Source organism: Arthrobacter sp. PAMC25564 (genome assembly GCF_004798705.1).
Lineage (GTDB): Bacteria > Actinomycetota > Actinomycetes > Actinomycetales > Micrococcaceae > Arthrobacter.
Map to the genome: position 1 here is coordinate 19,581 of NZ_CP039290.1, position 13,763 is coordinate 33,343.

Here is a 13,763-nt window from a genome sequence, read left to right on the forward strand (position 1 = left end):
CCTTGACTGCTGCGTGTTGCGTGGAGGCTGCCGTTCCCGGGCCAGCGGTGGCTCTAGCGGAAGACGACGGTCCGGGAGCCGTTGAGGAGTACACGGTGCTGGGAATGCCATTTCACTGCGCGGGAGAGTGCGATGGCTTCGGCGTCCCGGCCCGCCGTCACCAGCGAGTCGGGGTCCACGGCGTGGTCCACCCGGAAGACCTCCTGCTCGATGATGGGACCCTCGTCGAGGTCGTCTGTGACGTAGTGGGCGGTTGCCCCGACCAGTTTCACCCCGCGTTCATAGGCTTGGTGGTAGGGCTTAGCCCCTTTGAATCCGGGCAGGAAAGAGTGGTGGATATTAATGGCCCGGCCGCGAAGTTCCCCGCACAGCCTGTCGGACAGAACCTGCATGTACCGGGCAAGCACCACCAGGTCGGCGTCGTATTCGTCCACCAGTTCCAGAAGCCGGGATTCAGCCTCCTGCTTGGTGGAGGCCGTCACAGGTACGTGGATGAAAGGAAGTCCTGCTGTTTCAGCCATCGGGCGCAGGTTCTCGTGGTTGGAGACGACGGCGGCGATGTCCGCCCCCAGGCTTCCGGCCTGCCAACGGAAGATCAGGTCATTGAGGCAGTGTCCGAACTTGGAGACCATCACCAGGATGCGCTGCGGCCTGTCGTCGTGGAAACTGTAGGTCATGCCGAATTCAGCGGCAATCTCCACGAAGTCGGCTGCCAGGGAATCGGCTGTGCTGGCGGCGCTGCCGGTTGCCCCAGCATTGCCGGCGCCGGTAAATGCAGTGCGCAGGAAGAGCGTGTTGCTGACGTGGTCGTCGAACTGTTGGTGTTCGGCGATGTCGAACCCGCGCATTGCCAGGAAACTGGACACGGCGTGGACGATCCCCCGGCGCTCGGGACAGGCGACGGTGAGGACGAATGGCGACACTTGCTGTTCCGGTGCTACCCGTGGCTGACCGGCGGGTCCTTCGGAACGGGTCCGTTCCTCCAGCTCGTTGCTCAGGAGTATGGTCAAGAATTTCACCTCTTACCTTTTAGTGGAGTACTGCCTGGTGGTGCCTAGACGTGCCCGTTGATGGTCAGGCCCGGGGGGAGGTTGGGCGCCTCACTGGATTCCTCGACCACGATCTGGCCGTCCACTACGGAGACCTTGTGGACCCGCACGGGGAGCTTGGCCGGCGGTGTATCCACCTGGCCCGTGCGGAGATTGAACTTGGACGCGTGAAGGGGGCATTCCACCTCGCAGCCTTCCACCCACCCGTCAGCAAGCGATGCATCCTGGTGGGTGCAGGTGTCGTCGAGGGCGAAAAGCTCGCCGTCCTCCGTATGGAAGACGGCGATCGGTGGTGAAGTGTCGAGACGGACGGCGTCTCCGGGGGCCAAAGCGCTGAGCGGGCAGGCGATGTGCATCTGATAGTCCTCTTTCCCAGTTGATGAGCTCAACCCGGTCGGCGAGTGTTGTGCCATCATCAACGCCGATCACGATACGCAACACAGTGACCTATGCCACATGCCATTGTCAAGGATTCCCGCCTGACCGCCAGCCCTTGACACCCCGCGTGCTCTGCGTCACGCTGTCTCGCATAGAGAATGTCGTTGCGTTATACGCAATTCGTTGTATCGAAGTATCGGGAAGGCGGCCATGCAGACATTGGCAATTGTGGGGGCTTCCCTGGCGGGAATCTCAGCCGCGCGAGCCGCACGCGCACAAGGATTCGCCGGCAGGCTCATCCTCATCGGCGACGAGCCGCACCGGCCGTATGACAGGCCACCCCTGTCCAAGGATTTCCTCGCGGGAAAGATCCGGCCCGAAGACCTCTCCCTGGAGAGTCCCGGAGAGGGTGGAGGCCCGGACCCGCTTCAGGTGGAGTGGCTGCTGGGGTCAGCGGCCCGCAGCCTCGATGCCGCATCCCTGACCGTAACACTCGACAACGGCACGGATATAAAAGCCGACGGCGTGGTGATTGCCACCGGGGCATCGGCCCGGACGCTGCCGGAACTCGCCGGGCTGGCGAACGTTTTTACCCTGCGCAGCCTGGACGACGCGCAGGACCTCGCTGCCGAGCTGGTGCCGGGGACCAGGCTCGTCATCATCGGCGCCGGCTTCATCGGCGCCGAGGTAGCTTCCACTGCCCGCGCCCTCGGCGCCGAAGTCACCGTTGTCTGCTCGGGTACCGTTCCGCTCAGCCGGCCTCTGGGTACCGAAATGGCAGCCACCCTGGCCGCGTTATATGGAATTAACGGGGTGGAGCTGATTTGTGACGTCGCCGTCGACTCCTATTACAGCGGAGAAGGCGTGGTCAGCGGGCTGCGCCTCGCCAACGGCCGATACGTTCCTGCCGACGTCGTCCTGGTGGCCATCGGGGCCGTGCCCAACACAGCCTGGCTTGCAAGCTCCGGCCTCGAACTCGGCGACGGCGTCCTTTGCGATCCGATGGGCCGCACCAACGTGCCGGGCCTCGTAGCAGTCGGCGACTGTGCTGCGTGGCTGGACGAAGAGTCGGGAAAGCACCGCCGCGTGGAGCATTGGAGCGGGGCCGTGGAGCGCCCGGCGCTCGCCGTTGCGGCACTCCTGGAACCCGGGACCGCCTGCCAGCCGCTGAACGTACCGTACTTCTGGTCAGACCAGTACAACGTCAGGATCCAGTTCGCGGGCGACGCACGGGACGCCGACCGGGTGGAAATCGAGGCCGGAGATCCCGCAGCGCACAGCTTCCTGGCTGTCTATTACCGCGGCGCCCGGCCTGTGGCCGTCCTTGGCGCCAACCAGCCCCGCCTCTTCACCAAGTGGCGGCGGCAGCTCAATGCCGCACGGGCAGCTACAGCCGCCGCAGCCCAGCCCGTGCCGGCGGCATCCGCAAGTTTCGCCTGACCCCCTCCAAGCCTTCCAATCCAGTTGTCAGTCACCGCAGAGGAGTAAAAGTATGACCACCGAAGTCGTCACGCCCAGCCTGATCCCCACCCTCCCGGGTAAGGCCTACGTCAGCGAAGAGATCTTCCGCGCGGAGCAGGAGCGGATTTTCGAGCAGATGTGGTTCTGCGCCATCCGCTCGGCCGATCTGGACAAGCCCGGCGCATGGCGGACGGCCCAGATCGGCCGTGAGAGCGTGCTGATCAGCCGCACCCGCAAGGGGGAAATCCGTGCCTTCTATAACGTCTGCCGGCACCGCGGGGTCAGACTGTGCATGGAGGAACAGGGGGAAGCCGCCCGCTCGTTCCAGTGTCCCTACCACGCCTGGACCTACGACTTTGAAGGCAAGCTCATCGCCGCCCCAAACCTCACCAAGATGCCGGACATCGACCGTGACGAGTACGGTCTCGTGAAGGTCCACATCCGCGAATACCTGGGCTACGTGTGGGTGTGCCTGGCCGACGCGCCGCCGTCTTTCGAAGAGGATGTCATGGGCGCGATTGAAGAACGGCTCGGCACCCTGCAGGCGGTGGAGGACTATGACATCGCCAACCTGAGCCTGGGCCGCCGCATCCGGTATGACGTCAAAGCCAACTGGAAGCTCATCATCGAGAACTTCATGGAGTGCTACCACTGCGCCACTATCCACCCCGAGCTCACAGAGGTCCTGCCGGAATTTGCCGACGGCCTTGCCGCACAGTACTTTGTAGGCCACGGCGCCGAATTCGGCGAGTCGATCAAGGGCTTCACCATTGACGGCTCGGAAGGGCTGGACCGGATTCCGGGCGTCGGGGAGGATCAGGACCGACGGTACTACGCGGTAACCATCAAGCCGACGGTCTTTGTCAACCTCGTTCCGGACCATGTGATCATCCACCGCATGTTCCCCATGGCCGCCGACCACACCATCGTTGAATGCGACTGGCTGTACCTCCCCAGCGTCGTGGAAAGCGGCAAGGATGTCAGCGCCTCGGTGGAGCTCTTCCACCGGGTAAACGAGCAGGACTTCGACGCCTGCGAGCGCTGCCAACCGGCCATGGGCTCAAAGGTCTACGCCAAGGGTGGCGTACTGGTGCCGAGCGAACACCACATCGGCGCGTTCCATGAGTGGGTACAGGAGAAGGTGGGGGATGCCATCCCCTGGGTCTGAGCCCGGATTGCCGCCGAGGGCCCGCCCAACCCCAAGGTTGCGGCGGGTCCTCCGCCGGTTAATGCCCGGTGTAGCCCATCTTGGCGCTGATCTGAAGTCCCGCCTGTTTCAGCGCCTCGAGAAGTCCCGGCGCCTTCTCCGGATCAAAGCGGAAAGCCGGCCCGGAGATGCTGACCGCGCCGATCACCGCCCCTACGTGATTGTGCACGGGCACGGACATCGAGTTGAGCCCGATTTCGAATTCCTCCCGCACCACCCCGTAGCCGTTGCGGGCGACATCGAGCAGCTGGCTTTCAAGCTTGTGCCGGTTGGTGATGGTGCGCGGGGTGCGGGCCGGCAGCCCTGTCTCCTTGAGGATCCGGTCCCGTTCATCCGCGGAGAGCGCGGCCAGCAGGACTTTCCCGCTTGAGGTCGCGTGCAGCGGCGTCAGGCTGCCCACCCAGTCATACATGGCCAGCGTAGACGGTCCCATGGCCTGGTCCACGTTGACCGCGTAGTTGGAACGCAAGACGGCGAGGTTCACTGTCTCCTTGAATTCCTCGGCGAGGCTTTCCAGCAGGGGGCGTGCCTCGCGGACCAGGCTGAGGCGGCCGGGGATGGAGCTGGCCAGCCTCAGGATGCCGAAGCCCAGCTGGTATTTCCCGCGTTCACTGTTCTGGTGGACCATTTCCCTGCCCACCAGTGAACCCAGCAGCCGGGAAACGGTGGACTTATGGATGCCCATCTCCTCGGCGATTTCGCTCACCCCGGCGTGGCCATCCCGCGCCAGGATCTCCAGGACCGCAATGGCCCGGTCCACGGACTGGACACCGCCGTGCTGGCCTGTCTCCGCATCGATGTCCGAGTCGGGGTCATTGTTCGAAGCCATGGTCCATACTCTCAAGTAGTGTGCGGCTTGCCTACCTACTGCACGAAGGCCTGAAGCGCCCTTGCCGTAGTCCCATGTTTTCGATCCTAAGCCGTCCTGCGCCAGGGACCCCTATTGCGTTACGCGGCCGGAACTCAGTGAAGGCCGTTGCTTTGGGCCATCGCGATCGCTTCGGAGCCGGACGAGGCACCTACCTTCCGGCAGATGCTTCGGTAGGTGCGGTGGCCGCGGGCGGCGAGCAGGTATCTGAGCCGGTAGCCGGTGATTTCGCGGGCGATGCGGCGGGTCGCTTCGGTGGGCCCGTTGGAGGCGCCGTTGGTGTCGAAGTAGGCCAGGATCGCGGACTTCCATGCGCGCATGGTCCGGCCGAGCCGGGATGGGGCAGGTCGGGAACGACGTGATCACTTCGGTGACGAGTTCCCGGGCCGCGCTCCGGGCGGTGAACCCGGTGCCGCGTTCCCTGAGCCAGTCGGAGTACCGCGCCGGTCCGAAGCTTTTCGGCTTCACACCCGCGGTGAAATGGCGATGCCAATCGTCGGTATTTCACCCGTTATGGGCAGGAAAGGGCTCGTTGTGAAGTCGCCATGAGAGTTCATGGAAATATTAGCTGCTTATGATCTGACCCGGTCCTACCGGGATGGGGCGAAGATCGCCGGTGAAGTAATGCTGGATTGTCGGGGCGATGAGCGCGGTGATCTCATCATGGCTGGCGGTCGCCAACGGTTCGAGCCTGACGAGGTACCGGACGATGACCAGTCCCATCAGCTGGCTTGCAACAAGCGCCCCGCGCAGCCTGGCGGTCCCCGTGTCAGCTTCCAGATCCGCCATCACGGGGCCCAGGATGCGGCGGCGTAAAACCTCACGCATCAATAACGAATCGACGCCTGATCCCACGGCTTTGCCGACCAGGGCCAGCATCGCGGATTGCGCCGGTGAATCCCAGACCTTGAGCAGGGTCCGCACGATGGCCTCCCCGCGCTCTGCCGGGGCTGTTCTGATGACCTGCGCAAGTTCATCCTCAGGCACCACCGGCAGCTCTACGCACGCGTTGAACAGATCCTCCTTGCGCGGGAAGAGTTCGTGGACCACCGGCTCGTTCACGGCTGCCGCGCGCGATCTGACCATATTCCACGGCCCCGACCCCATACTCTGCAAACAGGGCCCGCGCAGAGTCAAGGATCCTTTCACGGGCGCCCCCGTCGGTACCGCCCCCGTTAGAAGCAATGTCCCCGGGGTCGGGCCCGGGAGTCCACATTACAGAGGTGGTTTCGATGAAGAAATGGACGCGCTGGCAGGACTGGGTCACGGTTGTTGCCGGGCTCTTCGCTGCCCTGTCGGTCATCTGGACCAAGGCAGCCGGTTCCTCGACTTCCTTGATGCTCGTGTTCGGCGCTTTGCTGATCATCAGCGGCGTCATCAATCTGGCCATGCTCGGAACGCCGGCCATGGAGTGGATCCAGGCGGCCTTTGGCGCCCTGTTGTTCCTTTCTCCCTGGTTCGGTTCCTATGCCATGCAAACCGGCGTCGCCCGGACCTCCTGGATCACCGGCCTGGTGGCGCTTGTCGTCACCGCGATGGCGATCAAGCCCAGCACCGAGGAACATCGGCATCATTCGCTCAGCCCGTCGCACGAAGCTGCGGAAACACTGAACCACATCGACCGGCGGGGGCCCTGAGTGCACCCGCCGACTCCTCGACCGCCCGGCCAGGGGGAAGGAAACGATTACTTCCCCCTTCAGACCTGCCGAAGAATTCAGCCCCCCCTGTTATGAAGCGAGGCGATCGGCCTGAGTATCTCAACGCATTCCTGAGGAACACGACAGGAGCCGGAAGCCCTCTTAAAACGCCGACATAACTGAAAATGAGCGCGACTGTAGCAGTAGGCAGCACCGAATGCTTTGCCTCCTCCCGTGTCCTGGGAAACCCGAGGCAGGCCCGGCCATTGTCTTTTGCGGAGCCGTCCATAAGCCTTAGGGAATGGAACGGCCCGGCCGGAAGTCGCCAGAGACATCACAGGACGACCCTTCTCCCGTGGCGCCCGGCACGAAGAGGCGCCTCAACTGGGGTCCGGTGCTCGGGTTCGGCCTCGTCAGCCTGGCCACCGACCTTGTCTCCGACGGCGCCCGTCCGCTGGCGGGCCCCCTGCTCGCCCAGTTGGGGGCCTCCGCTCTGCTCGTCGGCCTCGTCACGGGAGGCGCGGAGGCCGCCGCGCAAGGACTCCGGCTCGTGTTCGGGCCATGGGCGGACCGCACCCGCCAGTACTGGACCTTCACGATGGCGGGGTACGCGCTGACCGCGGTCTGTGTCCCCTTGCTCGCGTTCACGCCCGGGATAGGCGCTGCCGGCTTGGTTCTGGCCAGTGTGCTCATCATCGGCGACCGGGTGGGCAAGGCCGTCCGCAGCCCGGCGAAGACCGTCCTGCTGGCTGCCGTCGCCAAGCCCGTTGGCCGGGGCCGCGGCTTCGCGGTCCACAAGTCCCTGGACCTGGCCGGAGCCCTGCTCGGGCCGCTGATCGTCGCGGCGGTGCTGGCCGCCACCGGAGTGGTGTCGGTGGCCTTCGCGGTGCTGGCCATTCCGGCGGCGCTGGCACTCGTGCTGCTGGGATGGCTGCGACGCCGGGTCCAGGGTCCGGGCGGTGGCCTGCCAGCAACGGCGGGCACCGGCGTCGGGCCCCTGGGCGATGCCGGTAACGGCCCCGCGGCCAAGACGGCGTCGTTGTTCTCCGGAGTCTTCATCAGGTTCGCCCTCGCCGCGTTCTTCTGGAGTGCCGGACTGGTCGCTTTCGGCGTCATCTCGTTCCACCTCACCACCGCCGTGGCCGTGCCCGTGTCCGTGGTTCCGCTGCTGTATGCCGGCGCCATGGGCGCGGCCGCCCTTGGCGCGCTCGCCAGCGGTGTCCTGTATGACCGTGCCGGCGGCGCCGTCCTGCTGGTGATGCCCTTGCTGATAGCCGCCGTCCCGGTGCTCGCCCTGGCACCGGGCGCCGCATTGGTCCTGGCCGGCGTGCTGATCTGGGGCGTCGCCACCGGCATCCAGGACTCCACGGTCAAGGCCCTCGTCGCGGACCTGGTGCCGGAACACCGGCAGGGGACGGCGTACGGCGTCTTCGCGGCCTTCGAGGGGGGCGGCGCGCTGGCCGGCGGGGCGCTTTACGGTGCGCTCTACGACGCACGGCCGTTGCTCATCGCGGCGGTGGCCGGACTGCAGGCCGTTGCCCTCATCCTGCTCCTCGTGAGCCTCGCTGCGCGCGACGCCAAGGCTTGAGGCAGCGAACGCACTTTTGAATGCAACTCCGTTGCATCTAAAGCAACAAAGATTCCAGTGTAGGAAATTGATGGGGCAGATTCCCCGTTCATTGGATCAAACTTGCGCGCTTGTCCAGAAAAACCATTGACCGTGACCGGCGACACATTCTAAACTGATGCAACGCTGTTGCAATTTATGCAACCCCAACTCCTCTTGGTGGATCCCATGAAAAACGAATCACCCTCATTCTCCGCCGCCGTCGCGACACAGAAGTCGCGCACCGAACCCGGCGCCGAACACCAGTCGACACCTGACAGTTACCCCCTTCTCCAGACCACGCCCGGCCACGGAGACGGCATCAGCAGGGAAACCCGCCGGCGGGTGATTGCTGCCAGCTTCATCGGTAACTTCGTTGAATGGTTTGACTACGCGGTGTACGGCTACCTGGCCGCAACAATCGCCACGGTCTTCTTCCCCGAATCCAATCCCCAGACCGGGCTTCTGCTGACGTTCGCGCTGTTTGCCATATCTTTCCTGGTGCGGCCGCTCGGCGGTTTCGTCTGGGGCCACATCGGCGACAAGGTCGGGCGCCGGACCGCACTTTCCCTGTCAATCCTGATCATGTCCGGAGCGACGTTCTGCATCGCCCTGATACCGGGGTTCAACTCGATCGGCATCTGGGCCCCCATCCTGCTCCTGGTCGTCCGGGTCGCCCAGGGCTTCTCCGCTTCCGGTGAATACGCCGGAGCGTCCGCGTTCCTGGTGGAGTACGCCCCGGCCAACAAGCGCGGCCTGTACGCCGCGGTCGTCCCCGCCAGCACGGCCGCCGGCCTGCTCCTCGGCTCCCTGCTCGCGGGCCTGCTGACAGTCCTGCTCAGCTCCGATGCAATGCAAAGCTGGGGGTGGCGTCTTCCGTTCCTGCTGGCGGCCCCGATGGGCCTGATCGGACGTTACATCCGCACCAAGCTCGAAGACACCCCGGTGTTCCGCGAACTGGCAGCCGAGGACCATGCCATCAAGGCACCGGTATCCAGCCTGTTCCGGAACCACTGGCGCCTGCTGCTGAAGGCGGTCGGAGCAGTGCTGCTCAACGCCGTCGGCTTCTACGTGATCCTCAGCTACATGCCCACGTACCTGTCCTCGGAACTGGGTCTCGGAAAAGCCGAATCCTTCCTGGCCACCACGATCGCCCTGGTGACGTACATCGGGTTCATCTTCCTGACCGGAATGCTCTCGGACCGCTTCGGCCGCAAGAAGGTACTCATCGCAGCATCCATCACCTTCATCGTGCTGACCGTGCCGGCCTTCGCCCTGCTGGGCACCGGAAACTTCCTGATCATCGTCCTGGTCCAGATCCTGCTCGGCGCAATGCTCACCCTCAATGACGGCACGCTGCCCAGCTTCCTGGCCGAAATGTTCCCGACCCGCGTCCGCTACAGCGGCTTCGCCGTCAGCTTCAACCTCTCCAACGCGCTCTTCGGCGGCACAGCCCCCTTCGTGGCCACCCTCCTGATCGCCGCCACGCACAACAATCTGGCCCCGGCCTGGTACCTGGCCGCAGCCGCAGTCATCTCCCTGATCGCCGTCGCACTCTCCCGCGAAACCAGCAAAGAACCACTGCGCCACGAATAGTCCGGCCCGCCCCAACTTTCCCCACCCATAAGAACAGCACCAAAGAAGGACATCACCATCATGACCACCACAGCATCAACGAACGCCTCGAACGTCTCTGAACTGGAGCGCCTGAAGGTCCTGCACAACGGGCAGAAGGAAAAGCTGACCTTCTCCAACGCCGAATTTGAGCGCCGGCTCAGCGGACTGCGGTCGATCATGGCAGCGAAGGACCTGGACGCCGTTGTGCTGACCAGCTACCACTCCATCAAGTACTACTCCGATTTCCTCTTCACATACTTCGGCCGTTCCTACGCCATGGTGGTCACCAAAGACGACACCGTGACCGTCACCGCCAACATCGACGCCGGCATGCCGTGGCGCCGCAGCTACGGCGACAACGTGGTCTACACCGACTGGCGCCGGGACAACTACATCTTCGCCATCCAGGAAGCCCTGCGCACCCGCGGCATCAACCCCCGCCGCCTGGGCGTCGAAGACGATTCGCTCCCGCTGGACAACCGCAACAAGATCCAGGCCGCGTTCGACGGCGCCACCCTCGTCGACGTCGCCCAGGCCGCCATGCGCCAGCGCATGATCAAGTCCGCCGAAGAAATCGCCGTCATCAAACACGGCGCACGCATCGGCGACCTGGGCGGGGAAGCCATCCGCAACGCCATCACCACCGGCATCACCGAATACGAAGTCGCCCTGATCGGCACCGAAGCGATGGTCCACGAGATTGCCCGGACCTTCCCGGACTCCGAAATCCGCGACACCTGGGTCTGGTTCCAGTCCGGCATCAACACCGACGGCGCCCACAACTGGGCCACCACCCGCAAGCTCCAGGAACACGACATCCTGTCGCTGAACTGCTTCCCGATGACCTCCGGCTACTACACCGCGCTGGAACGGACCCTGTTCCTGGGCGAGCCCGACGCCCGCTCCCTGGAACTGTGGAACATCAACGTCGAGGTCCACAAGCGCGGCCTGGAACTGATCAAACCCGGCGCGGTCTGCAAGGACATCGCCGCCGAACTCAACGAGATCTACGTCTCCCACGGGCTGCTGGCGAACCGGACCTTCGGCTACGGGCGCTCCTTCGGCGTCCTGAGCCACTACTACGGCCGGGAAGCCGGCCTGGAGCTCCGCGAGGACATCGACACCGTGCTGGAACCGGGCATGGTCGTCTCCATGGAACCGATGATCACCGTCCTGGACGGTGCGCCCGGCGCCGGCGGCTACCGCGAGCACGACATCCTCGTGGTCGGCGACGACGGCGCCGAAAACATCACCAAATTCCCCTTCGGCCCGGAACACAACATCATCAGCGCCTGACACCCCGCGGCCCGGAAGCATAACCGCAAGGAAGCGGCGCCACGTCCACCGTGGCGCCGCTTTTCGGCTCCCATACGGAATGATGGTAAACACTATGACCCCAGCAGAAACTCCCGAGACCAACGGAAACGGCGACACCAAGGGCACCTCCGTCATCGTCAACGCCATCGCCGTGCTGCGGACCTTCAGCGCAGACGAGCCGCTGCTCGGAGTCACCGAGATCGCCAACCGGATCGGCCTGCACAAAAGCACCGTTTCCCGGATCCTGGCCACCTTCGAACAGGAACACCTGGTGGAACGGGACCCGGAAACACGCCGATTCCGCCTGGGCCTGGGGCTGATCGCCGTCGCCGGACCACTGCTGGCCGAACTGGAAGAACGGCGCGTAGCCTACCCCGTCCTGCGTGAACTCACCGAACAGACCGGAGAAACCAGCGCCCTCATGGTATGGAACGGCACCGAATCGATATGCGTGGAACAGATCGCCAGCCACCACAAGATCAAACACACCACCCCGCTCGGCGCGAGCTACAAGGACGCCATGAGCTCCTCCATACAGGTCTTCCTCTCCGCCGAACCCGCCGAACGGGTCCGTACCCTGCTCCGCAGCGGAGCCATCACCTATCCGGGACTCGACGACACCAGCCTCGAGGCCTACCAGATCAGACTTAAGGACGTGACCCGTCGTGGCTGGGCCATCAACTACGGCGAATCCTCCATCGACGAGGTAGGCGTGGCAGCACCCGTCTACGACCACCGCGGCGACATCGTGGCCGCCATCCTGATCCCGGCACCCCGGTTCCGCGTCTCACAGGACAGACTGCAGAACCTGGGCGAAGCATGCGCAGCCGCAGCACACCGGGTCACCACGCGCCTGGGCGGACGTGCCCCCGGGGGCACCTCAAACCGCCGCCAGAACTAGCCTGCTGCGCCGCCGGACGCCAGCTAGTCTGCGGCCGCGGCCAGGGGAAGTTCGGCTCGTCAATGAACTGACACCGCGGTCGGCTTATGGGACTTGTAACCACGAGAGGTCAACTTCTGGTGCTGACGTCTTGACTGCGGTAGGCCGCAGCTTCCGCCAGAAAACGCCGGGCCCGATCCCAAACTCATCCGTGGATCGTGGATTAGCGGGAGGACCAGACCGAGGCCGCTCCGGAGTGGCCGGTGATGATGCTCTGGTAAATGAAGAAGGCTCCGGCAGCGGCACCCGCGGCCAGGATCGCTACACGGAAGGCCCGGTTTTCCCGCAGCTGCCCAAGAAAGGCAAAACGCCGGCCGACTGGCTCGAAGCTGACAACCAGCATCGCCGCGACCACGACGAAGAAAAGTACGGAGACCGCTTTCAGCACGTCTCCCTGCCGGGCGTGCGCAAGGATCATCGCCGACGCCGGACGGGCCTTCTGCAGCTGCTCGCCCGCTTGGGCCGTAAGCAGTGACACCGGGACGAGAACAAGTGATAACACGCCCAGCGGCCATGCCACGTAGCTCCGCCAGCGCGGTGCCGCGGCGTAGGCGATTGCGCCGAGTCCGGCGATCGGGGCCAGCACCACCACGGCGTGGATGAGCAGGATGTGGGCCGGAAGCCCGCCTATTTCCAGCAAGTGAAGACTCCTCAGGGGGACATGCCCGCTCCAGGCCAGGAGGCGGGTCAGGGCTCCTATGATTCTTGCATGGGAGAGCGGGAGCTGGCGGCCATTGCGGGACGGCTTTATGCCCTGCCGTTCGATGATTTTGTAACCGCCCGGGCGGCCGCAGCCAAGGAGGCAGCCGGCAAGGTTCCCGGCACCGCAGAACAGCGGGCACTCGCCGCTGACGTGCGGTCCTTACCGAAACCTTCGGTGGCGGCGTGGACGGTGAATCTGGTGGCCGCGCTCCAGCCCGAAACACTCCGCGAACTGGTGCGGCTGGGACAGTCCATGCGCGCCGCGCAGTCCGCCCTGGACGCCGCGGAACTCCGCAGGCTGGGACAGGAACGGCGCCAATCCCTGTCCGCTGCCGTGAAGGCGGCACGGGCATTGGCGGAGCAGCAGGGGCGGAAGATCAGCGCCGCAATCGCCACGGAAGTTGAACAGACCCTGCGGGCTGCCACGGCCGACGAGGGAGCCGCCGCCGCAGTTCAGAGCGGACGCCTGCTGCGGACGCTGTCCGCGGACGGGGTCGACGTCGTCGATCTGGCGGGCGCCGTCGCGGTGCCTGCCGTTGCCGGTGCGGAAGCGGCAGGTCCGCGAGTGGCGGCCGCCAGCCAGCAGCCGGCCGGGCAGCCGCGTCTGAGTGCCGTCCGGCAGGAGCCGCGAAGGCCCGCACCCTCGGCGCGGGAACGGGCCCGGGCCCTGCTGCGGGAGGCCGAAGAAGCGGCCCGCTCGGCCGCGGCGGAAGCCCTGCGATTCAGCGAGGAACTGGCAGCAGCAACCACGGCGGAAGCCAGGCTGGCCGAGGAGGCGCAAACGCTCCGGGAGCAACTGGAGCGGACCGAAGAGGACCTCAAGGCGGCGCGAAAACGGCGCGAAGCAGCCGCGGCCCGGGCGCAGCAGTCCGTCCGTGCCGCAGCCAAGGAACGACGCAATGAGGTGCTGGCCCGGGAGCGCGTGCTGCGGCTCGGCAACACGCCGGAGTGATGACATCTTAGTGTCAGGGGCCGGTTGCA

The 13,763-nt window shown here is 65.1% G+C and carries 14 protein-coding genes; 8 read left to right on the forward strand and 6 right to left on the reverse strand.

All coding sequences use genetic code 11. The annotated features are described in order from the left end of the window. Nucleotides 1–53 precede the first annotated feature (53 nt). Entirely contained in the window at nt 54–923 is an 870-nt protein-coding gene (gene purU, locus E5206_RS00095; RefSeq protein ID WP_168709392.1) for a formyltetrahydrofolate deformylase, read from the reverse strand. 131 nt (nt 924–1,054) lie between these two features. Beyond that, nucleotides 1,055–1,405, reverse strand: a complete 351-nt coding sequence (locus E5206_RS00100) for a bifunctional 3-phenylpropionate/cinnamic acid dioxygenase ferredoxin subunit (protein WP_136320705.1) — start codon at nt 1,403–1,405, stop codon at nt 1,055–1,057. Between the two features lie 232 nt (nt 1,406–1,637). Here E5206_RS00100 and E5206_RS00105 point away from each other — a divergent pair, with 232 nt between their 5' ends. After that, nucleotides 1,638–2,867 carry an FAD-dependent oxidoreductase gene (locus E5206_RS00105; protein ID WP_136320706.1) on the forward strand — a complete coding sequence of 410 codons (1,230 nt, stop codon included), beginning with the start codon at nt 1,638–1,640 and terminating at the stop codon, nt 2,865–2,867. Nucleotides 2,868–2,919: 52 nt separating this feature from the next. Continuing rightward, nucleotides 2,920–4,056: an aromatic ring-hydroxylating dioxygenase subunit alpha gene (locus tag E5206_RS00110; protein ID WP_136320707.1), complete on the forward strand. Its 1,137-nt coding sequence runs from the start codon at nt 2,920–2,922 to the stop codon at nt 4,054–4,056. Between the two features lie 58 nt (nt 4,057–4,114). On the opposite strand, the gene E5206_RS00115 is transcribed toward E5206_RS00110, so the two are convergent. From E5206_RS00115 to E5206_RS00125, 3 genes are all read right to left on the reverse strand, one after another. After that, nucleotides 4,115–4,924: an IclR family transcriptional regulator gene (locus E5206_RS00115; RefSeq protein WP_136320708.1), complete on the reverse strand. Its 810-nt coding sequence runs from the start codon at nt 4,922–4,924 to the stop codon at nt 4,115–4,117. 134 nt (nt 4,925–5,058) lie between these two features. Then, the gene (locus E5206_RS19395; protein ID WP_205759972.1) at nt 5,059–5,283 is read right to left on the reverse strand and encodes a hypothetical protein; all 225 of its coding nucleotides are present in this window, start codon (nt 5,281–5,283) and stop codon (nt 5,059–5,061) included. A gap of 244 nt (nt 5,284–5,527) precedes the next feature. Continuing rightward, complete coding sequence (locus E5206_RS00125) at nt 5,528–6,025, reverse strand: TetR/AcrR family transcriptional regulator (RefSeq protein ID WP_136320709.1); 498 nt, start codon at nt 6,023–6,025, stop codon at nt 5,528–5,530. Between the two features lie 170 nt (nt 6,026–6,195). On the opposite strand from E5206_RS00125, the gene E5206_RS00130 reads away from it, so the two are divergent. The 5 genes from E5206_RS00130 (at nt 6,196) to E5206_RS00150 (ending at nt 12,041) form a co-directional block, all read left to right on the forward strand. Next, on the forward strand, nt 6,196–6,600 hold the full coding sequence (locus E5206_RS00130) for an SPW repeat protein (RefSeq protein WP_136320710.1): 405 nt from the start codon (nt 6,196–6,198) through the stop codon (nt 6,598–6,600). Nucleotides 6,601–6,955: 355 nt separating this feature from the next. Next, nucleotides 6,956–8,188, forward strand: a complete 1,233-nt coding sequence (locus tag E5206_RS00135) for an MFS transporter (protein ID WP_240689854.1) — start codon at nt 6,956–6,958, stop codon at nt 8,186–8,188. Between the two features lie 207 nt (nt 8,189–8,395). Then, nucleotides 8,396–9,802, forward strand: a complete 1,407-nt coding sequence (locus E5206_RS00140) for an MFS transporter (RefSeq protein WP_205759974.1) — start codon at nt 8,396–8,398, stop codon at nt 9,800–9,802. Between the two features lie 60 nt (nt 9,803–9,862). Then, nucleotides 9,863–11,119: an aminopeptidase P family protein gene (locus tag E5206_RS00145; protein ID WP_136320711.1), complete on the forward strand. Its 1,257-nt coding sequence runs from the start codon at nt 9,863–9,865 to the stop codon at nt 11,117–11,119. 94 nt (nt 11,120–11,213) lie between these two features. Next, entirely contained in the window at nt 11,214–12,041 is an 828-nt protein-coding gene (locus E5206_RS00150) for an IclR family transcriptional regulator (protein ID WP_240689856.1), read from the forward strand. Nucleotides 12,042–12,243: 202 nt separating this feature from the next. Here E5206_RS00150 and E5206_RS00155 read toward each other — a convergent pair whose 3' ends face one another. After that, nucleotides 12,244–12,720, reverse strand: coding sequence for a hypothetical protein (locus tag E5206_RS00155; RefSeq protein ID WP_136320712.1), 477 nt, complete (start codon nt 12,718–12,720; stop codon nt 12,244–12,246). A 69-nt stretch (nt 12,721–12,789) separates the two neighbouring features. Between E5206_RS00155 and E5206_RS00160 the strand changes: the two genes are divergently transcribed. Further along, nucleotides 12,790–13,734, forward strand: a complete 945-nt coding sequence (locus tag E5206_RS00160) for a hypothetical protein (protein WP_136320713.1) — start codon at nt 12,790–12,792, stop codon at nt 13,732–13,734. The last annotated feature ends 29 nt before the right edge of the window (nt 13,735–13,763 follow it).